The organism is uncultured Bacteroides sp. (genome assembly GCF_910585845.1).
Classification (GTDB): Bacteria; Bacteroidota; Bacteroidia; order Bacteroidales; family Bacteroidaceae; genus Bacteroides.
On sequence record NZ_CAJUHF010000012.1, the window covers coordinates 1 to 22544 of the forward strand.

At 36.0% G+C, this 22544-nt stretch carries 21 protein-coding genes; 20 read left to right on the forward strand and 1 reads right to left on the reverse strand.

The annotated features are described in order from the left end of the window. The first annotated feature begins 336 nt into the window (after positions 1–336). The 12 genes from QZ323_RS05210 (at position 337) to QZ323_RS05270 (ending at position 11704) form a co-directional block, all read left to right on the forward strand. Positions 337–837 carry a UpxY family transcription antiterminator gene (locus tag QZ323_RS05210; RefSeq protein ID WP_294633495.1) on the forward strand — a complete coding sequence of 167 codons (501 nt, stop codon included), beginning with the start codon at positions 337–339 and terminating at the stop codon, positions 835–837. A 58-nt stretch (positions 838–895) separates the two neighbouring features. Beyond that, positions 896–1381: a UpxZ family transcription anti-terminator antagonist gene (locus QZ323_RS05215; RefSeq protein ID WP_294633386.1), complete on the forward strand. Its 486-nt coding sequence runs from the start codon at positions 896–898 to the stop codon at positions 1379–1381. 437 nt (positions 1382–1818) lie between these two features. Continuing rightward, positions 1819–2298 (forward strand): hypothetical protein, encoded by a 480-nt coding sequence (locus QZ323_RS05225; protein ID WP_294633390.1) that lies wholly within the window; start codon positions 1819–1821, stop codon positions 2296–2298. A gap of 91 nt (positions 2299–2389) precedes the next feature. Next, on the forward strand, positions 2390–3388 hold the full coding sequence (locus QZ323_RS05230) for a hypothetical protein (RefSeq protein WP_294633392.1): 999 nt from the start codon (positions 2390–2392) through the stop codon (positions 3386–3388). Continuing rightward, the gene (locus QZ323_RS05235; RefSeq protein WP_294633394.1) at positions 3381–4343 is read left to right on the forward strand and encodes a putative phage abortive infection protein; all 963 of its coding nucleotides are present in this window, start codon (positions 3381–3383) and stop codon (positions 4341–4343) included. The genes QZ323_RS05230 and QZ323_RS05235 overlap by 8 nt, the downstream gene beginning before the upstream one ends. A gap of 27 nt (positions 4344–4370) precedes the next feature. Further along, positions 4371–5552, forward strand: coding sequence for a UDP-N-acetylglucosamine 2-epimerase (non-hydrolyzing) (wecB, locus tag QZ323_RS05240; RefSeq protein ID WP_294633396.1), 1182 nt, complete (start codon positions 4371–4373; stop codon positions 5550–5552). Between the two features lie 72 nt (positions 5553–5624). Next, positions 5625–6191 carry an acyltransferase gene (locus QZ323_RS05245; protein WP_294633398.1) on the forward strand — a complete coding sequence of 189 codons (567 nt, stop codon included), beginning with the start codon at positions 5625–5627 and terminating at the stop codon, positions 6189–6191. Positions 6192–6281: 90 nt separating this feature from the next. Then, positions 6282–7721, forward strand: a complete 1440-nt coding sequence (locus QZ323_RS05250) for a flippase (RefSeq protein ID WP_294633400.1) — start codon at positions 6282–6284, stop codon at positions 7719–7721. A gap of 7 nt (positions 7722–7728) precedes the next feature. Then, on the forward strand, positions 7729–8586 hold the full coding sequence (locus QZ323_RS05255) for a glycosyltransferase family 2 protein (RefSeq protein ID WP_294633401.1): 858 nt from the start codon (positions 7729–7731) through the stop codon (positions 8584–8586). Between the two features lie 283 nt (positions 8587–8869). Beyond that, positions 8870–10213 carry a Gfo/Idh/MocA family oxidoreductase gene (locus QZ323_RS05260; RefSeq protein WP_294633403.1) on the forward strand — a complete coding sequence of 448 codons (1344 nt, stop codon included), beginning with the start codon at positions 8870–8872 and terminating at the stop codon, positions 10211–10213. After that, positions 10210–10905, forward strand: coding sequence for an SDR family oxidoreductase (locus QZ323_RS05265; protein WP_294633405.1), 696 nt, complete (start codon positions 10210–10212; stop codon positions 10903–10905). The genes QZ323_RS05260 and QZ323_RS05265 overlap by 4 nt, the downstream gene beginning before the upstream one ends. A 1-nt stretch (position 10906) precedes the next feature. Then, entirely contained in the window at positions 10907–11704 is a 798-nt protein-coding gene (locus QZ323_RS05270) for a LicD family protein (RefSeq protein WP_294633407.1), read from the forward strand. Positions 11705–11969: 265 nt separating this feature from the next. Here QZ323_RS05270 and QZ323_RS05275 read toward each other — a convergent pair whose 3' ends face one another. Then, positions 11970–13022, reverse strand: a complete 1053-nt coding sequence (locus tag QZ323_RS05275) for an IS1595 family transposase (protein WP_294633409.1) — start codon at positions 13020–13022, stop codon at positions 11970–11972. A 247-nt stretch (positions 13023–13269) separates the two neighbouring features. Between QZ323_RS05275 and QZ323_RS05280 the strand changes: the two genes are divergently transcribed. The 8 genes from QZ323_RS05280 to QZ323_RS05315 all read left to right on the forward strand — a co-directional run bounded on the left by QZ323_RS05280 (position 13270) and on the right by QZ323_RS05315 (position 22330). After that, positions 13270–14574 (forward strand): hypothetical protein, encoded by a 1305-nt coding sequence (locus QZ323_RS05280; RefSeq protein WP_294633411.1) that lies wholly within the window; start codon positions 13270–13272, stop codon positions 14572–14574. Positions 14575–14580: 6 nt separating this feature from the next. Further along, complete coding sequence (locus QZ323_RS05285) at positions 14581–15714, forward strand: hypothetical protein (RefSeq protein WP_294633414.1); 1134 nt, start codon at positions 14581–14583, stop codon at positions 15712–15714. Then, positions 15711–16688: a glycosyltransferase gene (locus QZ323_RS05290; protein ID WP_294633415.1), complete on the forward strand. Its 978-nt coding sequence runs from the start codon at positions 15711–15713 to the stop codon at positions 16686–16688. The genes QZ323_RS05285 and QZ323_RS05290 overlap by 4 nt, the downstream gene beginning before the upstream one ends. After that, on the forward strand, positions 16685–17848 hold the full coding sequence (locus tag QZ323_RS05295; RefSeq protein ID WP_294633416.1) for a glycosyltransferase: 1164 nt from the start codon (positions 16685–16687) through the stop codon (positions 17846–17848). The genes QZ323_RS05290 and QZ323_RS05295 overlap by 4 nt, the downstream gene beginning before the upstream one ends. Then, on the forward strand, positions 17848–19062 hold the full coding sequence (locus QZ323_RS05300) for a Coenzyme F420 hydrogenase/dehydrogenase, beta subunit C-terminal domain (RefSeq protein ID WP_294633418.1): 1215 nt from the start codon (positions 17848–17850) through the stop codon (positions 19060–19062). Before QZ323_RS05295 ends, QZ323_RS05300 begins: the two co-directional genes overlap by 1 nt. A 25-nt stretch (positions 19063–19087) precedes the next feature. After that, positions 19088–20266, forward strand: a complete 1179-nt coding sequence (locus QZ323_RS05305; protein WP_294633420.1) for a polysaccharide pyruvyl transferase family protein — start codon at positions 19088–19090, stop codon at positions 20264–20266. A 151-nt stretch (positions 20267–20417) separates the two neighbouring features. Continuing rightward, positions 20418–21008, forward strand: a complete 591-nt coding sequence (locus tag QZ323_RS05310; protein WP_294633422.1) for a sugar transferase — start codon at positions 20418–20420, stop codon at positions 21006–21008. A 71-nt stretch (positions 21009–21079) separates the two neighbouring features. Beyond that, positions 21080–22330, forward strand: coding sequence for an aminotransferase class I/II-fold pyridoxal phosphate-dependent enzyme (locus tag QZ323_RS05315; protein ID WP_294633424.1), 1251 nt, complete (start codon positions 21080–21082; stop codon positions 22328–22330). Positions 22331–22544: the final 214 nt, after the last annotated feature.

Sequence of the window (22544 nt, forward strand, 5' to 3'; positions counted from 1 at the left end):
TGTGTCCAATAAACGAACGTTTAAAAAACGATTATCCCTTGATAATCCATTCGTTTATAGTGATTTAGCTGCGTAATTATGTTCAAGTGCAGAAAATCTTCATGCAAGAGGAACACAAGGCTTGCCCTATTCGACATAAAGTGTTCGCAAATGATTGAGATTCAAGCTTATGCAAGGATGTCAAAGCCCCGAAGGAACACCCTTTTCTGAACATTCAGGCTTATGGAAACGAATAAAGAACTTGCAAAATCCCCTGAAAAAACAGCTGAAAAGGTATCCGAAAAGGCTTTGGAACAGGCACCGGAAAAAGTTTCAGAAAAAGCCGTCTGGTACGCTATGCGTGCCACTTACCGCCGCGAATCTGATGCTATGCGTCTCCTTGAAAAAGAACACTTGGGCTGTTTCGTCCCTATGCAATACAAGATCGTCATGAAGCGTGGTAAGAAAGTGCGTGCCCTTGTCCCTGTGGTCCATAACCTGCTTTTCGTCCACGCTTGCCCGTCGGATGTGAAGCGCGTGAAGTCTAAGGTCAGTTACCTCCAGTATATCACTGATACCCGCAGCAGTCGTAAAATCATCATTCCTGATGTCGAGATGCAACGTTTCATAGCCGTTGCCGGTACTTACAATGACCACCTCCTTTACTTCCAGCCCGACGAGCTGAACCTCTCGAAAGGTACCCGTGTCCGTATAACAGGCGGTGACTTTGAAGGCCATGAAGGAGTTTTTCTGAAAGTAAAAGGTGCCCGCGACCGCCGTGTAGTCATCGCCGTCCAAGGTGTGATAGCTGTTGCCATGGCAACCATTCACCCGGACTTAATAGAAGTAATCAAGTAATTTATCAATCAGCAGCAATTGTCAATTGTTTACTGTTCATTAAATACGATTAAATACCATGTCTTTATCCGAAGATGCGAAAAAACTTCAGCGTGTCTCTCACAAACTGATGTATTTGGGTTCTGACGGAACCTCTGTTTATAGTGCCGACCTGTCCCGCCTAAATAGTGAGGTCTATCGTCTGACTACTGCCTTGTATGATTCCTGTGTCCAAGGAGGGACAGTTGAAGAACAGGCGGAAGTCTGCCTTGCGCTTCTGATGGGTTACAATGCCTCTTTCATAGATCATGGTGAGAAACGGGAACATGTTCAGGAAATCCTGAACCGTTGTTGGGATCTTCTTGATACGCTTCCCCCTTCTTTGTTGAAACTCCGTCTCCTGACCGCCTGCTATGGTGAAGTGTACGATGAGCCTTTGGCAGAAGAAGCCCATCACATCATCGCTTCTTGGAATCCCGCATCATTGACTTCCGAACAAGAAGAAGCCATTGCAGAGCTTCAGAATGTGATGGACAACCCCTATCCATGGGAGGAAGTGGAGTGAAAAATGTGGTCTGTAGGTATAAAAAACGATAAACCGGTTTCCCCTTTTCAGAAAAATCGTATATTTACGTATTGAACATTTGATAAGCAAGAGTATCGGCTTAACTCCCTCTGACTTCTAACGGAGCGTAGCGAAGTGATAACTCCTTTATCTCCTGATTATCTAAAAAAAGTTGGAATTAGAAATGGATATGATGCGTAAATTGCCTATCGGCATACAGACTTTTGAGAAACTGCGTGAAGAGCATTAATGGATATCTGCCAACAGCAGATAATACAGCGTGTGCTTGAATATGGCAGTTTGGATGACTGGCGTTTGGTTCGCAATTATTATGGTCTACATCGAATTGTAGAATTATGTAAGCAAATGCGCACATTAGATCCGGTGTGCCTTTCTTATATTTGTCTCTTGTCCAGAACCTCAAAAGAAGAATACAGATGTTATCGTATGGCACAGTTGAACCCCACACTTTGGAACTCTTGAAAAATCAAATGATTTCTTTCAAGGAAAAAGTAGAAGCTGTCTTCAATTCACGTAATATTTATGACGATTGTGACAAGATTGCATTTTTGCTCCAGCCATATAAAGTACAAATCAAAGAAATGTTGAAGAAAGATGAATGTCATGAGGCATTCACACTCTTTTATGAAATACTTGATATCCTGTCCCGTCACTTTGTTGAGGATGAACACTATTGCTATTTCGATGATATGTATAGTCCGGACTATATCTGTAAAGATATGATGGATGCTATCATTGATAAGATAAAAGAGGGTACTGTAACTGATTCTGAACTTCAATACCTCAAAAACGCAATGGAAAAGATATCGAAGATGAAAGCGTATGAAGACTATGGCACTCCTTTCGTTGTTTCTGATTGGATGGCTTTTTGTAGAAAATACAATTTGGGGTTATAAATACTCTCATTGGGACTTTTTCCTTCTTACTGTTTAATTAAAGTGTTTTTCCTTAAATGGGGATAACATTAAGTTTTAGTGCTTATCAACTATGGCACAATCGTATTCCTTAGCTGTTTATTCCGTATCTATAAATACCCGTTTGAAAAAGGATGAAAAGCAGGTGCTCTCAGATTTTAATAACGGGCAAGATTTTCTCCAATATATAGATACAATGATGTCTAGTTGGAAAATGGATATGAACAGAGGTGACCAACATGTTCCTGTAAATAGAGATGGGGATGATGAGGAAGGCAATGTCTTCAGACTTTCGCGTGACCAAAATGGAGAATATATTTTGTATAGGCGTGGACGTTATTTGTCTGGCATATTGGAATGTGGAGAATACGGTACAGAAGAAGAATGTGTTGATATCAACAATGGTGCAGTTGTATTTCGTAAAACTTCAAACAATGCATTGTTGAAACCTTTCTATTTCATGTTTTATATTCCGGAAAATTCAAATATTGGTTTTCTCATATTAGAAAAGATTGGTAATACAGGTATTATGACAGTATTGAATAATGCTATTATCAACTATTATAAAACCACGCCATCTGATGGTGCGTACGTCCTTAAAATTGTTCCTCTTTGTATTGATGCGTTGGTACAAAGAAAAATGGAAAAGCTTCATTACGAAGCAAAAAAAATAGAACTTCGTAAAGTTCAAAAGGAAGACCTTAGTATTGATAAGGTTTCTGGAAATACCATAGGTAATCAAAATGTATCAACAACCGTTGTATATACCCCTTATCGCAATAACTTCATTAATGTATTGGATTTTATTAATAGAATAAAAACGAAACGGAACGATGCAAACACGGTTTATGAAGTAGATAACGATTTCTCTTGTGAGGATATAGCAGTAACTGTTAAAGTTGGAGATAAAGACAAAATTTTCTCTCTTCAGAATATTCAAACATTGGGTATGACAATAGATATAACCAACGATATTGTTTTAGGCGGTGATCATTATCCTACATTTTCTTCCATGGAGGAGCAATCCAATCATGTTATATCTTATATAAAAGAGCAATTCAATCTTGATTAGAATACTCAAAAAAGTGTATTGGAAATTCATGAAATGCACTAACTTTAATATCAAGACACTTTGTATAATACTTGCTGTTATTGCATTTGCGGTAGCTGTAGTATTGGCAATATTATATCTTGCAATATTTTATTGTCATTGGCATGATGACATGTTTGCTTGGATTTTTATAGATCGTAATATAGCATCACAATTACATAATAATATTGGCGATTTCTTATGGGGGACAATTGGTATTTTATTGACTTTTACAACCACGTTGTTTTTGTTTATTACATTTAGGGAACAACGGGAACAGTTGTTGGTAACAAAGGAGGAAAGTGATAAAACTCGTTTTGAAACCACCTACTTTAATATATTAGGAATGTTAAAGCAAGTCCAAGAGACTGTGAATGCCAATATTTGTTCATGTCTGTCAGATAGAGGGATACATAATCTCGTTGAATATTATACGCATTTCAAACGGTATTATACCCAATCTTTAAAGAACGATCCTGATTTAAAACAAATAAATGATAATTTAGAACCGATAACGGCTACTTCATCAGTGATTGAACAGTATGAAGGAATGCTCGCAGATTTGTATGTGAGATATGTCGAGGAAATGCAATGTAATATTGGTTATTTATACAGATATATATTTAATGCGATAAAATTTGTAGTAGATTATTGTTACAACAAAGGGAATATATCTGATACGGAACATTATCTAAATCTGTTGCAGGCACAACTGTCAAATGAAGAGTTGTGTTTCATTTTTTATAATGCCATTTCAAAATATGGTAAAGACAAACATGGTGTTTGGAAATTCAAAAAAATGCTTGATAAAACACAGTTCTTAGAAAATATAGATTCCTCCTTTTTACTTAATCGAAATCATTATTGTTTCTACTCTCATACATCATTCAAATTCTTGAACAGAGATGAGTTGAAGAAAGTAACAGTAGAAAAGTAAACAATCTGAATAATAATAATCGTAGTAATGATAAAGAAGATAATGTTAGTCTTTGGAACTCGTCCAGAGGCTATTAAGATGTGTCCTTTAGTAAAGGAATTCCAAAAATATCCTAGTGAATTTGAAACGATAGTATGTGTTACGGGTCAGCATAGAGAAATGCTTGACCAAGTATTAACCATCTTTGATGTCAAGCCCGATTATGATCTCAACATTATGAAACAGGGCCAGGATCTCTATGATGTTACAGCTCGTGTACTGACAGGTATGCGTGATGTCTTTAAGGAGTGTCGTCCTGATGTTGTGCTTGTGCATGGAGATACAACGACTTCCACCGCAGCCGCTCTTGCCGCTTTCTATCAACAAATACCGGTAGGCCATGTGGAAGCTGGTCTTCGTACACATAATATTTATAGTCCTTGGCCAGAAGAGATGAATCGTCAGATAACAGGTCGTATTGCAACCTATAATTTCTCACCAACTCCTCTCTCAGAGAATAATTTGTTGGAAGAGAAAGCGCAAGGTAAAATTTATGTGACGGGTAATACCGTGATTGATGCTCTGCACATGGTGGTTGATAAATTGAGGAATGATGCTACTCTTGCTGAAGAACAGGAACGCGTACTTGTTGCATCGGGTTATGATGTTACTCGTTTGAAAGGCGGCAAAAAACTTGTTCTCATTACCGGGCATCGTCGTGAAAATTTTGGTGATGGTTTTATTAACATGTGTACGGCTATTAAGGATCTTGTGCTGAAATATCCAGATGTGGATTTTGTATATCCGATGCATCTTAATCCTAATGTTCGTAAACCGATTCATGAAGTGTTTGGCGATAATCTTGATAAATTGGGTAATATGTTCTTCATCGAGCCGCTTCAATATTTGGAATTTGTATTCTTGATGGAGAAATCTACTATTGTATTGACAGATTCCGGAGGCATTCAAGAGGAAGCACCTGGATTGGGCAAGCCTGTACTGGTGATGCGTGATACGACGGAACGTCCGGAAGCATTATCAAGTGGTACGGTTCATCTTGTTGGAACTGATTATGATAAGATTATGAGTGAGGTAAGTATGCTTTTGGATAATAAGGAGGCATACGATAAGATGTCTAAGGCGGTAAATCCTTATGGAGATGGAAAGGCATGCTCTCGTATTATTTCAATCTTTGAAAAGGAGAACCAGAAGTCTTATGAAGGATATTAACACTAAATTTATAGTTAGATAGTATAGTGTTTTTTTATAGAAAACATTTCTAATGCATGAAATTTAAGTAAAATGAATATAAAGGATATTATATGGAAAATAAAATTTTATAGAGCTAACGCCTATAAAACTGCAGAGATGATGTCAACTAAATTTTATCATTGTGGGTCAAACGTTCAACTTTATACAAAATCTTTTGGTACAGAGCCTTATCTTATTAGTATTGGAAATAATGTGACGTGTGCGTCAAATGTGAGATTTATTAATCACGATGTCTCTTGTTTTAATATAGCTAGATATCTTGGCTTACCGGAAGGCTCATTGGATAAGGTGGGTCCCATAACACTTCATGACAATTGTTTTATTTGTGCAGAAACAATGCTTATGCCAGGGTGTTCTGTTGGTCGAAACTCTGTTATTGCAGCACGTAGTGTCGTGACAAAGCAAGTTCCAGATAATGAAGTGTGGGGTGGAGTTCCGGCTCATTATATAATGAATGTTGCGGAGTATGCTGAACGCATAAAAATAAAGGCATGTGAATATCCTTGGGTGGATAAAGATACAGCTCATAAAAAAAGAATAAGTGAGGATGAACTTATTAAAGCGAGGCAAAAATTTTTTTTTGAAAATATATATTGAGATATTTGGTATGTAATTTGCTTGTCTTTTTTTTAAAACTATTTGATAGCCATTTTTCTATACCTGTGATATTTGACACAATAATCTTGTATGGGGAGTATAAAAAGAAATATATTTTATAACAGTATTCTTACTATTTCTAGTTATATTTTTCCACTTATAACATTTCCATATGTAACTAGAGTACTGGGAGTAAACAATATTGGTATCTGTAATTTTGTAGATAGTATTATTCAGTACTTTATTTGTTTTTCAATGATGGGGGTTATGACTGTAGGGACTCGAGAAATAGCAAGAACTAGAGGGGATAAAAAGCTATTATCAAAAACATTTAGTGAGTTACTTACTCTGAATCTAATAGCAACAGTTATAATGATATTAGTGCTATTTTTATGTGTCATGTTTCTTCCTTTTTTTCATGACTATGAGCAAATGTTATATGTCGGTATGGCTAAAATTTTGGCTAGTACCTTACTTGTTGAGTGGTTGTTCAAAGGACTTGAGGATTTTAAATATGTTACAGGACGCACTATTATTATTAGATGTTTATATGTAATTTCTATATTTATTCTTGTCAAAGATAAGGATGATTATTTTTTATACTTTACATTAACTTCGTTTGTCGTTGTTATAAATGCAATTGTTAATATTGTTTATAGTCGGAAATTTGTATATTATAGTATTAAAGAAATAAATATTAGACTTTATTTGAAACCTTTTTTAATATTAGGTGTATACATGCTTTTGACTTCGATGTATACGACTTTTAATGTTGTGTATTTAGGATTTGTTACTAATAGTGTAGAAGTTGGATATTATACAACAGCAACAAAACTCTATATTCTTATTATGTCTCTTTTTACTGCTTATACGGGGGTTATGATGCCACGTATGAGCATGTTATTAGCCGAAGGTGATTTTCAAGAGTTTAGGCGTCTTACTGACAAATCTCTAGATGTTTTGTTTGCATTTGCTATGCCTGTGGTTGTGATATCCGAAGTCTGTGCACCGCATATTGTTCGTATTGTTGCGGGTGTGGGGTATGAGGGAGCTATCTTTCCGATGCGTTTAGTAATGCCATTAATGTTTGTTATTTGTTATGAGCAGGTTCTTGTAGTTCAAATTCTTTCCCCAATGAAAAAGGATGCTGCGATTTTTCGAAATTCAATGATAGGAGCATCGGTTGGAATTATATTTAATATAATATTGGTATCACATTTTGCTTCAAGTGGGACTGCAATTGTTTGGATCTTAAGTGAATTCGCAGTAATGTTATCTGCTCAATATTATGTATGCAAATATATTCAATTTCGAATTCCTGTTGTTGCTTTCTTAAAGAGGATAATTTTAATGTTCCCCATATTATTAATTGCTTTATATATTGAGTACGTAATTGAATCCATATGGCTTTCTCTGATTTCTGTATCTATTATTGTAGTCATATATTGTTTATCTGTAGAAATAGCAATTCTAAAAAATGATTTGGTTGAAAATAGCTTAATGGTAGTATTAAAACGATTCCATAAATAGTAACTATATGATAAAAGTATTATTTTTAATATTAAACTATAAATCGTATCTTGATACAATTCGAGTGACAGACGAATTACTTGAAGCAAAGAGAAGGGATTCAAAGATTATTATAGTGGATAATGCTTCACCTAATGAATCCTTTCAAAAGATATCTGAAGCTTTTTCTGAGAATGATTTAGTTGATGTTATTCAATCACGAGAAAATGGGGGATATGCGAAAGGTAATAATTATGGTTTACGTTATGCAAAAAAATATGCTCCAAAGTATGTTTGTATTATTAATAATGATGTTCATTTTTCATGGGACACAGTGGATGCATTGATTGAAATTTATGATAAACTTGATAAACCCGCTGTAATATCACCTATACAAATGTTACCTGATGGGAAAATAGCAAGTTTTCCCATTTTAAAAGTTCCGAATTTTTGGTATGATATTCGTCTTAATTCTATACTATTTAGAATAAAAAAACATGTGTATAAACAGAATACAAGATTTGAAAATGTTCAAAGAGTTGGCATTATTCCAGGAGCATTCCTCTTTACTAAATATGAAATTATGGAGCAGATTGGTTTTTTTAATGAGAGTACTTTTTTGTTTTGTGAGGAACGTTTTTTAGGGAAAGTTGTCAAAGATGCAGGTTTAAATAATTATATTATTTTGAATTTGGCTTATCTTCACGAACATTCTAAAACTATAAATTCAGAGGCGTCTTTGAAAATGCAACGTGCTATGATGCACGAAGGTCGAGTGAAGTTCATAAAAAAATATGGAAAATATCCAACTCTCCAAATTTTGTTGATTGATATTGTTAGAATAATACATGAATTTGAGCTCATGATTGTAAATCGGTTAATTTGAATGTGACTAAAAATTACGTAGGTAAAATTTTGGGCTCAAATTTTCAAGCGTATTATTGAATCTTTTCTTTAGGGTGATGAAAATAGGCCGTTTGAAGCTGATTAAATATATTGGTACAGATGAGTTATAGAGAACATACCAAAATCTTCATTTTAATACACCTTCTACTGACAAACTTTAAAAATCAAGTCCGTTTTTTGAATACTTTAAGAGAAAAGCTTTCCAAGGGGGGCTTTTCCTATGGGGTACATCAAAATTGGACGCTTACAATTATTATAGTGATATGAAGAAAGTAATTACTTACGGAACATACGACCTATTCCATCAAGGTCATTATAATCTTCTAAAGCGTGCGAAAGATTTAGGTGACTATCTTATTGTAGGTGTTACTAGCGATAGTTTCGATAGAGGGCGAGGGAAACTTAATGTGCGTAATAACGTACTGGAACGCGTTGAGGCTGTAAAAGCAACTGGATATGCTGATGAGGTGATCATTGAGGATTATCTAGGACAGAAGATTGATGATATTCAGCGATATAATGTTGATATCTTTGCCATCGGTTCGGATTGGAAGGGTAAGTTTGATTATTTGAGCGAGTATTGTAAGGTAGTTTATCTCCCTCGTACCGAAGGTATCTCTTCTACTATACTTCGTGAGCAGACTGAGGAGGTATATCGTATCGGAATCGTTGGTTCCGGTCGTATTGCTAAGCGTTTTGTTCCGGAATCAAAGTTTGTGAATAGCGCGAACGTGACGGCTATTTATGATCTCAACAAGGAGAGCGCAGAAACATTTGGAGAACAGTTTGGCTTGAATATATTCTCTGATAACTTTGTGGATTTTTTAAATGAAGTAGATGCAGTTTATGTAGCTTCTCCCCATCTTACTCATTACGATTATACCAAGATGTCGCTTTTAGCAGGAAAGCATGTGCTCTGTGAGATTCCTTTTATGCTGTCGGCTGAACAAGCTCGTCAACTTTATGATTTTGCAGAGTCATGTAACCTTGTACTTTTAGAGGCAAGTAAGACTGCTTATTGTCCAGCTTTTTGTCACTTACTGACTCTTGTAAAGAGTGGTGTGATTGGAGATGTGGTGGATGTAAAAACTTCGCTCTCGAAGATGGTGGTTGCACCTACTCGTGAGTTGGATGCAACACAGTTAGGTGGTGCAATGAACGAATATGCTCCTCTCAATGTGATGGCGATAATTAAGCTTTTAGGTAGGGAATATGAGAAGGTGGATTTCTATTCGAAGAAGGAAAATGGTGTGGATATTTATACTAAAGTAAACTTCTGCTATCCACATGCAACTGCATCTATGACTTTGGGTATTGGTGTGAAGACAGAGGGTAATATGGTTATCTCTGGAACCAAGGGTTATGTGTATGTTCCAGCTCCGTGGTGGCTGACTGATTTCTTCGAGATTCGATATGAAGATCAAACCAAGAATAAGAAATATTTTTATAGTTATGATGGTGACGGTCTCCGTTATGAGATTCAGGAATTTATGTCAATGATTGTAAATCAACGTCAAAGTAGTTACAAGCTCCATAGTCGGGAGAGTGTAGCAATAGTAGAAATTATTGAGAAGTTTAATCGAAACGAAAATTTGAAGGAACTATGAAGTATGCAGTTGTGACCGGTGGTACCTCTGGTATAGGATTAGGTGTTGCTAAGATGCTTTTAAGTAAAGGATATTATGTGTTTGCCACATACGTAGGACCAGACTTTACCGAGAAGATGGAAAATTTTGAGGCAGTCAAGACCGACCAGACTAATCGTGAGGAGGTGTATCGCTTCATTAACTACGTAAAGAAAAAGACTAATCATTTGGATTGCCTTCATTGTAATGCAGGTATGTCTATCCGCAAGTCGTTTACAGAATATACAGACAAGGATTGGGACATGATGATGGAGGTGGCTGTTAATTCGCACTATATCATGTGTCGTGAGTTCTATCCTATCATTCCTACAGGTAGCCGTATTCTCTTCACAGGTTCTCAGATGGGAGTTAATCCTCATGCTATGGTATTAGCGTATGGAGTGGCAAAGTCGGCTGTACATGCTCTTTGTAAGAACCTTGTTAAGGAATTTGAAGGAACTGGAACGACCGTCAATACCATTGTTCCTGGCTTTGTTGAGACTCCTTGGCAGAAGGAGAAACCTGAAAATATTAAGCAGAATATTTACAAAAAAACAGCTATTCACCGTTTTGCCACTATCGATGAGATTGTGGATGCATTTCGGTTCTGTATTGACAATCCATTTATTAATAGTAGTTTGATTGAGGTGAATGGTGGATATAACTATAAGTAAAATGGAAGAGATTGGTATTGAAGAACTAAAGAAACTCCAACTTGATATTCTTATAAATGTAAGAGATTTTTGTGATGCTAAAGGTATTATGTATTATTTAGCATATGGTACTTTATTAGGTGCTGTTAGACACAAAGGATACATCCCATGGGATGATGACATTGATATCATGATGCCGAGAGAAGATTATAACCGATTTTTGAAAGAATTCAATGGATACTATAAAGATTTGGAAGTGTTGGCTCCTGAGTTGGATTTGAATTATTATGCTCCTTATGCTAATGTAGTGGATAAACGTACATTGCTAGTTGAGCAGAGTCTTAATCATAAAGATATAGGTGTTAAAATTGATATTTTCCCTATCGAAAACATACCTGATGATGAGGTGAAATATCAAAGAATCTGTAAGGAATCTGAATCTCTTAATAGAATGCGTTCATCAAAAGTGGCGTGTTTGTCCTTTTATAAAGGAAGTGAATGGTTGAAACTTGCCATAAAGAAGTTTTTATATTCTCTGAAAAGCTTCTCAAAAATCCAAAAGCGTATAATTGACCTTGCAAAAAAAAGTAATTTTGGAGATGATAGATTTGTAGATTGTATAGTGTTTATTACTATTAAAAATAGAAAATTTCCGAGAACTTGTATTCAAGGTTTTGAATTGATGGATTTCGAGAATCAGAAGTTCAAAATCCCAAAAGACTATGATAAATGTCTCAAAGCGCTCTTTGGGAATTACATGCAGTTGCCACCTGTAGAAAAACGAGTTATGCGTCATAATTTTAAAGCATATTGGAAGTAAATATGTAAGCGTCCCCAAATGACGTTTTGTTTCCAATCATAAAAATATCGACCTTCGCCGCTATAATCAAAAACTTATTAATTTATGTATAGCAGCAGAGTTTTTTGAATATTTATTTATCCGCTATAAGGCGGAATCAATACCCTAAGGCGAGTTCATTCAGGAGTTATGTAAAGAATAAAGTTCCTTACAATCTGTTTCACAAATGTTACAAGTATACTTGGCATTATATAGCTTTGTGTGGTGATAAAAGTACTAACAAACCTTAAATGACATCTTCGTCATCAATTTGCTCGTAATTTCTCCATTTAATGTCAGATGTGTATAGTGCGGAAATTTTGACTAACCTGTCAAATAAGTCGTATTTGGGATCTGAAGAATCCCGAAAGAAACGTCTGTTGAATTTCCAGCAATACTCATTCAGGTACAGTTGCAGGAATTGTGCATCAACATCTCCGTGAATAGCTGCTATGCCATCCCTGCAACGCCCAATCACGATGTGTACCCATGGGAGAACACTCTTTACAACCTCGTCAACATTGCCTTTCTCTGTAAATGACTCATGCTTGGAGAAATACTCAGAGAGATTAACGTGGGAAGAGGAATTATCAGTGATGACAACAGCGTCCTTGGCAACATATTCCCTTACGATTTTATCTATTGTATTGGCATTTAAATTGTCCAACACAAACATTTTAATGTAATGCACAACCTTTTTTATGGATTTGCCTTTCATCATGCTTGCGAACTTTCCTGCTTTGTCACCTTTATCTTGGCTTTTCAAGTAGCTGAGAAGTACTTCGTCAGCAGATTTACTTTCTACTATAACCAAGACCTTGGCTTGCCGCTGACTGCCTGCACCTCTTCTGATAGTCTCACCTTGGGCTTCTTCCGGAACCCGTATCGGGAAGAATGCCTCGTCCAGCTCAACTTCACCGGACAATTCATAGATGGCGTCACGCTTGCCCATAATGTTGCGAAGCTTCATCATCATTAGCCATATCGGTGGATACTGGGAGGCACCTAATTGGGGTTGTACCTCCTTAGCCGAAAGCACTTGCTTGACAGAAGTCATAAGGTGCATGGTGTAGAACCAAGAACTAAGTGATAATTTGCTGTGTTCCATTACGGTTCCTTTTGTTAGAGGTATCAAGCAACCGCATTGGGGACATTGAAAGACTTTACGACCACCCAACCACTTATGAGTGATTGTTTTACACTCTGGGCATGACACCCCCTGTTGCATACGAACTGCCTTGAAATATTCTATGCAAGCATCCTCAGTGGGAAATCTACTATGGAATTGATGGAGCAACATACTATAAAGGTATGCTGAAATTTTGAAAGCAATGAACGGTTAACAGATTTTAGTACTTTTATCACCACACAAAGTTATATAGTTCCGGTATAAGTGGAAGGAGAACTGAAGCAAAAACTGGTAAATACTCCTTTTTCTCCCGTTCCGTAAACTCCAAATTGACATTCTGTCTATTGAAAATCATGATAGACATCTGTATGAACAATGGGATGTATAATCATTAATAAAATATTAAAATAAGTCAAACATGGAAACTAAGACAGGTATGAATCTTTCGCAAACAGGTTATGATAAGCCTCTTTCGTTATTTGCTAAAATAACAATGATAGTACTTGTTATATATCCTATTCTTCAAATTTATGCATTTTTTGGGGTGAATTTGGCTAATATAGTTACTGGAGGTATGGTAGTATATGGTTTTTTTGCTCATAAATACAGTGTGAAAAAGGACGTTATACCTAAATTTTTGTGGATTTATTTTGTATATTTTATTATTATAACCATATTTTCAGGTGTCTATAACATACTGGAGATGCCTAATAGAGTTGCAGGCGTTATGTTTTCCTTTTTACAATTTCTGATGTTCTTTGGATGTGCAAATATTGGTTTCTTTTATAAATCATATAAAATAGCAGGAATAGTAACGGTAATTTTCTTTTTTTTACAAGAATTTAGTTTTCATACTACTGGCTATCGAATTTCGGGTATTATTCCTTTTTTACCTTTAAACCCAACATTTGCAGCTATGGATACTTTTGGATCTTTTCAAGAATATTTATCTATTGTTGGACGTTCAACTGCTTTTTTTAGCGAACCGGCTCATTTGGCTCAATTTTTATTACCATTTCTTGCTATGTCTATTTATTTAGAGAGAGGTATCAATAGATGGCTTTTAGGTGGAGGTACTTGTATAGCCTTGTTTGTATTACAGTCAGGAAATGGAATTGTTGGACTATGTTGTATTTTATTTGTTTATATATTGTCATTTTTGAAAAGGTTGAATAGTAAATTCCGTTTTTTTGTATTGGGGGCTATAGTATGTATATCAATCTTGGGATATCATTATTTAGCAGATAATGAATCTGTAGAGTATTATAGTGGACGTTCGGAAGAAATAACAATGAATACGGTTGATAATGAGGTGCATTCAGGATTTTATCGTATATATAGAGGTTTTTTTGTCTATCATGAATATAATTTTATAGAAAAAATTTTTGGCATTAATAATTTTGCGGAAATTCAAAATAAAATAAAGCAATCTTCAGTCTCTTTTCTTTTTGAGGAAGATGATATGTATTTTAATGTTGTTCAGGCTTTTTTGATCAAAACAGGTATGATTGGCCTTATTTTTTACATTTTGATGTTAGTTGAATTATGGAAGAATAATACGGTCTGTGGTCATTCATTGTTATTTGCATTTATAGTATTTTCTTTTATGTCGGGATTACATCTTACTTCCATTATGATTGTATATTTTTTAGTACCATATTTTTTTGTGAAAGATAGAATTCATGCAAGCAATCTGGACTTGAATTGTAAAAATAATTTATAAATTATTATGTATGAAAAAGTAATTTTAATACAAGTGGATTCAATATTGGCATATCCGCCAACAATGGCGTTAATATTTGAGTTAGTGAATGTTGGTTGTGATGTGACAGTTCTTACTACTGTAGTTAATAATCAATTGAATGATATATTGCCAAGATCTGTTCATGTGTACAAAATTGGAACGGATTATGATTATAATGTTTCGCCATTATCTAAATTGAAAAATTTATTTTTAGTTCGTAAGAATATTTGGAATTATATTGATACATATTATGATGATGATACATTGCTTTGGGTTATGTCTAATATTACGGTGAAGCACATGGGTATGAGATTGATTAAGTATCGGTATAATTTGCATTTATTTGAATTGGTGGAACGGATATCATATATAGGTAAATATACATTGGGTTTAAATATTGCAAAGTTGGCCTATGCAGCTCATAAAGTGATAGTATGTGAGTATAACCGTGCTCAAATAACACGAACTTGGTTTAAATTAAAAGATTTGCCATTAGTTATTTCAAATAAACCGATGGTTAATGGCTTTAAACGTAACTCTGAAATTACGCGATCTGAATTAGCAAAAAATACTATAGAAAGGCTGAAAGATAAGAAAATAATACTATATCAAGGTGTTGTTGATGTGGAACGTCCCATCGAGGCTATAGCTGAAGCTATAGAGGCTTTAAATGACAGTTTTGTATTTGTGGTTATGACAGGTAGTAATTGTGACCATTTGAAAAGTTATAAAAGAACTGTGATTTTACCGTATATAGTTGCTCCTTATCATTTGGAGGTGACTAGTCATGCTTTTGTTGGAGTCTTAATATATACTCCAGTTTATGGTTCTTTTACATCGCCGTTAAATTCGATATATTGTGCTCCTAATAAGATCTATGAGTTTTCTCAATTTGGAATTCCAATGATTGGCAATGATATTCCGGGACTTAAATACACGATAGAACATAATTGTATGGGGGTATGTATTGAAAAGTTGGATTCAAAGGCTTTTTTAGAGGCGATTCGAATGATTTCAGACAATTTTGATACTTTTTCGCAGAATGCGGTGTCTTTTTATAATAATGATAATAAAACGGAAATCGTGAGAAAAGCATTGGTTAAAAAATCTGAGATATGAAAGCAATTCATCTTTTGGGGCTTTTGAAGGTTGGAGGTGGACAGAGTGTAGCTTTGAATTACTCTGTAATTTTGAAAAAATTTGGTGTGGATAGTACATTTTATGGTGTGTATTATGGAAATGGTGAATACGAAAAATATGCAGGTCGTTATGTGGATATAGTACATAAACTAAATAGGGGAGTAATACGAGATATGGATTACATTTATGTTCATACAAACAAGAACTTACTCCGAATGTTATTATACAGATTATTACCGTTGGGATGGTCGAGAAAAAAAGTAATATATATACAGCATCTGAATTATCCGAAGTGGAAATTTTTTATGCTTTCGTGTATTATCAATATTGTTTGTACTGATTTTATACAAATAACACCTATTACGTCTCGTAATGTAGAACGTTTTATACATATTACGAAACATTTTATCGTGAACTTCAAGCTTCTTTCTTATCCTAAGAAGGAATGGCAGCATATACGAAGAGAACTTCGAAAGGAGTTGGGATATTCTGATTCTGATGTTGTTTATGTTTATTCGACTCGTTTTATGGAGGGTAAAAATGTAGGTAAGTTCATCGAATTGGCTAAAGCAGCAAGAAAATATAATAATATGAAATTTTTACTTTTGGGTGATGGCGTAGATGATGAAGGAGCAAAGACTTATAAGAGTGAAAATTATAGATGGATGGGGTTTCAGAGTGATGTGGAGAAGTATTTAATAGCTTCTGATGTCTATTTATTTGTCTCATTATATAAATTGGAGATGTTACCTATGGCACTTGTGGAAGCTATATGCTATGAACTTTTTATTGCATGTTTTGATACGGACATAAATCGTTTCCTTGTAAAAGACAAAGTCTATAGGGATATTTCTGTTGATATCATTAGGAACTTTAATTCCTTGCCATCGGGAAAAGAAATGGAGAAATATGATGAAAAATATGCGTTTGAAAAGATAAAGGAACTGTTATGACAAAAAAAAAGGTTCTAATTGTTGCATCTGTCGTGTCTTTCATTGAGTGGTTTAATAAGGAGAATGTAGACTATATCAATAAAATAAAAAAATGTGAATTGCATATCGCTTGCAATTTCGATTATATGGAAGATACGGATGAAGGGCGTACCCGTGCATATATTCAAAAAATCTCCAGCGAGGGTGTTATTCTTCATAATATATGTTTTGTTCGTTCGCCATTTTGTAGTCAGAATTTGATGTGTTACAAACATTTAAAGCGTATCATTGATGAAAACAACTTTAACCTTATACATGTTCACACACCAACAGTTGGTATCCTTACAAGATTTGCAGCTCGGAATGCTCGAAAAAGAGGTACGATTGTAATGTATACCTGTCATGGCTTCCATTTTCATAAAGCTGCTCCTTGGAAGAATTGGATTATGTTCTACCCTATAGAACGTTTTATGTCCCGTTTTTGCGATTATATTGTGACTATTAATAAGGAGGATTATAATCGATCTAAGACTTTCTATGCTCCTTTTGTACATTATATTCCTGGAGTTGGTGTGGATATTAACCGTATCCATAAATGTAAGGTTGATCGCAGAGCATATAAGTGCAATCTTGGAGTGCCTGAGGATTGTATTTTGATACTATCTATTGGTGAAATGATTGAACGTAAGAATCATGAAGTTGTAATTCGTGCATTAGGGATGCTTCATGATTCTAAAATTTATTATGCGATATGTGGAAAAGGCCCTCTTAAAGAACACTTGGCATGTGTAGCTAAAACTTTAGGAATTGCAGAAAAGGTTAAATTCTTGGGTTTTCGTAAGGATATTCCAGAACTTTGTAATACTGCTGATATTAGTGCTTTCCCTTCTCGTATAGAGGGACTTGGACTTGCTGGTATAGAGGCTATGGCTGCTGGTGTACCTCTTATATCAAGTGACGTACATGGTATTCTTGATTATGTGATTGATGGTAAAACAGGATATACTTGTAAACCAAATGACATTGAAGGCTTTGCAAAAGCTATAGCAATTCTTGCTAATGATGAAAAGTTAAGGAATCAGATGGCAGCAAGTTGTTGGGAGGCAGTGGCTCCTTTCGAGATAGAAAATGCACTTCATGAAATGTGGAAAATATATGATGAAATATTGGGGAAAACATAATGGTTGAAATAATTGATAAAAAAGATTGTTGTGGATGTACTGCTTGTGTATCTATATGTGTGAAAAAGGCCATTAGTATGGTGGAAGATGATGAAGGTTTTCTTTATCCTCAAGTAGATAAATCTCTTTGTAATGATTGTGGGGCATGTGATAAAGTGTGTCCTGTTCGAAATCCTATTAAAGAAGTTCCCTTTAAACAAAGAGCTGTATTATTTCAGCATAATGATTCTATTATTCTCAATGAAAGTACATCTGGAGGACTGTTTACAGCTATTGCTTCTTGGGTAATACAACATGAGGGAGTAGTGTTTGGGGCAGCTTATGATAGAAATTTGAACGTTCAGCATGTGGCAGTAAATAGTCTTAATGAATTGTCCAAATTTCGTAACTCAAAGTATGCGCAAAGTGAAATCGGTGATGCTTTTTTGCAAGTGCGTTGGTTATTGAAAGAAGGCAAATGGGTTTTGTTTAGTGGTACACCTTGTCAATTGGAAGGTTTACATAAATTCCTCCATAATCATGATTATGATAAGTTGATTAAAGTGAATGTAGTATGTCATTCTTGTCCATCTCCCAAAGTTTTTCGTAAATATATTGAAGCAGTAACAGAGAAAAAAGGCCGGTTGGCAAGTAACGTGAAATTTCGAGATAAAGTTTATGGATATAAATATTCTCAGTTGACGTTTTATGATCAGGATGGAAATGTATGGTATAAAGAAGGTATTGATACTGATATTATGTTGCGTGCATTTTTTAATAACTTGTCACCTAGACCCTCATGCTTTGCATGTGTGTCTAAAAAGCGATATGCTGTAACAGATTTTACTATATGGGACTGTTTTGATGTAGCAAAATTTAGTAAATTGCTTGATAATGATAAAGGTGTAACTCGTGCATTGATGCATACACCTAAAGCATGGACTATATGGGAAGAAATAAAAGATGATGGAATATCTGTTGAAATAGATGTAGATGATGCAGTTTCAGGTGTAAATGAGTTATGTAATTCTGTGAAAATGAATCCAGATAGGGCAGCTTTTTTTGTGGATTTAAATAGTATGCCGGCAACAGAATGCTTTCAAAAATGGTTTCCTGTGACAATTAGACACAGGGTTGAAAAGCGTATCAGATTGTGGAGTAATCGACTGGGTGTATATATGGTAGCTAAGAGGTTGTTTTGGTTGCTTCATGGTAAGGGTGACGTTAAAAGATAAAATGGAATAAATATTATATTGTTGTATGAATAGGAAAATAGGTTTGGCAATTACTACATACACGCATAATTACGGAAGTTTCCTACAGTCGTATGCGATGTTTGAAATGATAAAAAAACTTGGTTATATACCAGAGGTTATTAGTATAATCGGTGTTCAACATCAAATAGACGCGGCTCGCAGAAAATATTTTATGAGACGCATGTTTAATTTGAATGAACTACGTAGTTATTCCACGATGTTGAAGGGTATTTTTATGCGCCATGTGAGCCGTTCTTTTGCTGAACAGCAGCGCGTGAGAGAAGCTGCTTTTAATCGGTTCCGAGATGAATATTTCAAATTTTCTCCTGTCGAAAATTCATGGGAAGAGATTGGAAAGATGTGTGAGGGGTATACTGCAGTGGTAGTAGGTAGTGATCAATTGTGGAGACCGGCTAATATAGAGGGAAATTATTATACATTAAACTTTGTTCCTGATAATGTGAATAAGGTGGCATATGCTCCGAGCTTTGGCATCCCATTTTTACCTAAACAACAAGCTGAAAAGGCAAAACACTTTCTGCCTAGGTTTAATCATATTGCGGTTCGGGAAGAAAGAGGTGCGGAAATCATTATGGACTTGACTGGTATAGAGGTACCTGTTGTTTGCGATCCTACGTTACTTTTTACAAAGGAAGAATGGGATAAAAATGTTGGCACTCGTATTATTAATGATGATTATATCTTATGTTATTTTTTAGGTGATAATGAACAATATTTGAAATTTGCAAAGCGTCTTAAGGAGTATTGGAATGTGAAATTGGTGGGCATAGTTCATATAGCAGGGTATAACAAGAATATCAAAACGTATATGGATGAGACTCCATTTGATATTAATCCGTTTCAGTTTCTTAATTTGATAAAGTTTGCAAAATGTATATTAACGGACTCATTTCATTGTAGTGTGTTTTCTATACATTTTGAAAAGGAATTTTTTGCATTCAAACGATTTAGTGATAAAGATACTATGTCGACTAATAATCGTCTTGCTACATTATTCAAGATGACTGAGATAGAGGGAAGGCTAATAGCTGGAACAGAAAATATAAATGATAAATTATTTACTCCAATTGATTATATGAGTGTCGGTAAAAACATTGAGAAGAATCGTGATTTCTCAATTTCCTATCTAATTAGTGCTTTGAAAAATGAAACTAGATTATAATAATGGCTTATTCTATTTGAAATAAATATGAAAGATTTATCTTTGGGATTATCAAGTGGCATTTATGAATCTATTTATTCAAAGCAGATAGATAATTTGGAGAGAAATATAATGCAAGGCTAATAAAAATTGATTAAGAAATCACTATCACATGTTTTTCAAATCTCTTTTTGACCGAATGGCTTCTCTATTCGGTTTGCTCTTTTTGTCTCCTATCTTATTGGTTGTAGCCATTTTGATCCGTGTGAAAATGCCGGGTGGTCCTGTTATCTTTAAGCAAAAGAGGGTGGGGCAGCATGGAAAGTTGTTTACGATGTACAAGTTCCGTTCGATGACGGTCGGCCATTCAGGAAGTTCCGTTTCGGTGAAGGGAGAAAGCCGAATTACTCCACTTGGAGCAAAGTTGCGGAAATATAAGTTGGATGAATTACCGGAGTTGTGGAATGTGCTGATAGGAGATATGAGTTTCGTAGGTCCTCGTCCGGATGTTCCGGGATATGCGGACAAACTGGAGGGGGACGATAGAAGAATGTTATTGTTAAAGCCTGGTATAACCGGACCGGCAAGTCTGAAATATCGGAACGAAGAAGAACTATTAGCAGAACAGGAAAATCCTCAGAAATATAATGATGAGGTGCTTTTTCCTGATAAGGTGCGGATTAATATAGAATATCTGGATCATTGGTCGTTTTGGAATGATATCAAAATCATCGTTTATACAGTGCTTGGAAAGGATCTCTAAGGTTCTTTCCTTTCTTTTTGTTCCTCATTACGTGAGGAGGTCGAATCATTTAGAATAATCACATATATCTTATGGAGAAACAAATTTATCTCTGCCTCGCCCACATGAGCGAAGGCGGATTTGAACAGCAATATGTCAAGGAGGCATTTGATACGAATTGGGTAGTGCCTTTGGGTCCTAACGTGAATGCTTTCGAGGAGGACTTGAAACAGTTTACGGGCGGTACGCATGAAGTGGTAGCATTGAGTGCAGGTACGGCAGCGGTACACTTGGCTTTGATCGCCTGCGGCGTCGGTCCGGGAGATGAAGTGCTGGTACAGAGCTTTACTTTCTGTGCCTCTTCGCATCCCATTACCTATTTGGGTGCCCAACCTGTGTTCGTAGGTTCTGAGCCGGAGACCTGGAACATGGATCCGGTACTGTTGGAAGAGGCGATAAAAGACCGCATTGCCCAGACGGGAAAGAAGCCGAAGGCGATTGTTCCGGTAGCCCTCTACGGTATGCCCTACGATTGCGAACGGATCATGGAGATTGCCAACCGCTATGATATTCCCGTGGTGGAGGATGCTGCGGAGGGTTTTGGTTCTAAGTTTGCTGGACGGGTGTTGGGTACTTTCGGTAAGTTCGGTGTGCTGAGCTTTAACGGTAACAAGATGATTACGACTTCGGGTGGTGGTGCCCTGATTTGCCGGAACGCGGAGGACAAGAATACGATCATGTGGTATGCCACGCAGGCCCGTGACGCTTATCCTTATTACCAGCATACGGCTATCGGTTATAACTATCGCATGAGTAATATCTGTGCGGGTATCGGTCGCGGACAGATGACTGTGGCGCAGGCTCATATTGACCATCACAAGCACGTGCAGGCTCTTTATGAGGAATTGCTGAAAGACGTGAGGGGCGTACATGTCCATCGGCAACCTGCCGATCCGCGTTATGATTCCAATTTTTGGCTTTGTACGGCTACGCTGGATGCTGACGTGAAGGTGCAAGGTCAGGAACATGCGTATAAGGAGGTTATAAAGAGTGCTGTGGGTGGTGCTGCCGGTGTGATCAAGGCGGTGGATAGTGCCACGACTGACTGCCAGCCCAATGATAATGTGGAGGCTTTGCGTGTGTTTATGTCTGCTAATCGTATCGAGACCCGTCCTGTGTGGAAGCCTATGCACAAGCAGCCGGTATATGCTGATGCGGCGGTTTATACTAACGGGGTAGAGGAGGAGATTTTCAAAGTCGGTTTCTGTCTTCCCGCAGGTCCTTGGGTGACTGATGAAGATGTGAAACGTATTGTGGAGAAGATAAAGGAAGCCATTCTTTAAATACACTTCATTTAATACATTTATATAAAACGGAAGCCTTCCCCCTGTCGCATGACGGTGATACCGGTTGTGTGGCAGGGGGAAGGCTTTTTTTAGGAGTATGATATGGTAGTTGTGAAGTATAGAAATAATTCTTATATTTGCAACAATCTAACTATCAGCGGGTGTTCTCTTATCCGAATATCTCCTTATTTGGGTGAATGATTTAAGTTGC

What these genes read in the sequence shown, in the direction of transcription:
- QZ323_RS05210 (WP_294633495.1), top strand. Translation starts at nt 337, where the DNA reads ATGCGTGCCACTTACCGCCGCGAATCTGATGCTATGCGTCTCCTTGAA.
- QZ323_RS05215 (WP_294633386.1), top strand. Translation starts at nt 896, where the DNA reads ATGTCTTTATCCGAAGATGCGAAAAAACTTCAGCGTGTCTCTCACAAA.
- QZ323_RS05225 (WP_294633390.1), top strand. Translation starts at nt 1,819, where the DNA reads ATGTTATCGTATGGCACAGTTGAACCCCACACTTTGGAACTCTTGAAA.
- QZ323_RS05230 (WP_294633392.1), top strand. Translation starts at nt 2,390, where the DNA reads ATGGCACAATCGTATTCCTTAGCTGTTTATTCCGTATCTATAAATACC.
- wecB (WP_294633396.1), top strand. Translation starts at nt 4,371, where the DNA reads ATGATAAAGAAGATAATGTTAGTCTTTGGAACTCGTCCAGAGGCTATT.
- QZ323_RS05245 (WP_294633398.1), top strand. Translation starts at nt 5,625, where the DNA reads ATGAATATAAAGGATATTATATGGAAAATAAAATTTTATAGAGCTAAC.
- QZ323_RS05250 (WP_294633400.1), top strand. Translation starts at nt 6,282, where the DNA reads ATGGGGAGTATAAAAAGAAATATATTTTATAACAGTATTCTTACTATT.
- QZ323_RS05255 (WP_294633401.1), top strand. Translation starts at nt 7,729, where the DNA reads ATGATAAAAGTATTATTTTTAATATTAAACTATAAATCGTATCTTGAT.
- QZ323_RS05260 (WP_294633403.1), top strand. Translation starts at nt 8,870, where the DNA reads ATGAAGAAAGTAATTACTTACGGAACATACGACCTATTCCATCAAGGT.
- QZ323_RS05265 (WP_294633405.1), top strand. Translation starts at nt 10,210, where the DNA reads ATGAAGTATGCAGTTGTGACCGGTGGTACCTCTGGTATAGGATTAGGT.
- QZ323_RS05270 (WP_294633407.1), top strand. Translation starts at nt 10,907, where the DNA reads ATGGAAGAGATTGGTATTGAAGAACTAAAGAAACTCCAACTTGATATT.
- QZ323_RS05275 (WP_294633409.1), bottom strand. Translation starts at nt 13,022, where the DNA reads ATGTTGCTCCATCAATTCCATAGTAGATTTCCCACTGAGGATGCTTGC.
- QZ323_RS05280 (WP_294633411.1), top strand. Translation starts at nt 13,270, where the DNA reads ATGGAAACTAAGACAGGTATGAATCTTTCGCAAACAGGTTATGATAAG.
- QZ323_RS05285 (WP_294633414.1), top strand. Translation starts at nt 14,581, where the DNA reads ATGTATGAAAAAGTAATTTTAATACAAGTGGATTCAATATTGGCATAT.
- QZ323_RS05290 (WP_294633415.1), top strand. Translation starts at nt 15,711, where the DNA reads ATGAAAGCAATTCATCTTTTGGGGCTTTTGAAGGTTGGAGGTGGACAG.
- QZ323_RS05295 (WP_294633416.1), top strand. Translation starts at nt 16,685, where the DNA reads ATGACAAAAAAAAAGGTTCTAATTGTTGCATCTGTCGTGTCTTTCATT.
- QZ323_RS05300 (WP_294633418.1), top strand. Translation starts at nt 17,848, where the DNA reads ATGGTTGAAATAATTGATAAAAAAGATTGTTGTGGATGTACTGCTTGT.
- QZ323_RS05305 (WP_294633420.1), top strand. Translation starts at nt 19,088, where the DNA reads ATGAATAGGAAAATAGGTTTGGCAATTACTACATACACGCATAATTAC.
- QZ323_RS05310 (WP_294633422.1), top strand. Translation starts at nt 20,418, where the DNA reads ATGTTTTTCAAATCTCTTTTTGACCGAATGGCTTCTCTATTCGGTTTG.
- QZ323_RS05315 (WP_294633424.1), top strand. Translation starts at nt 21,080, where the DNA reads ATGGAGAAACAAATTTATCTCTGCCTCGCCCACATGAGCGAAGGCGGA.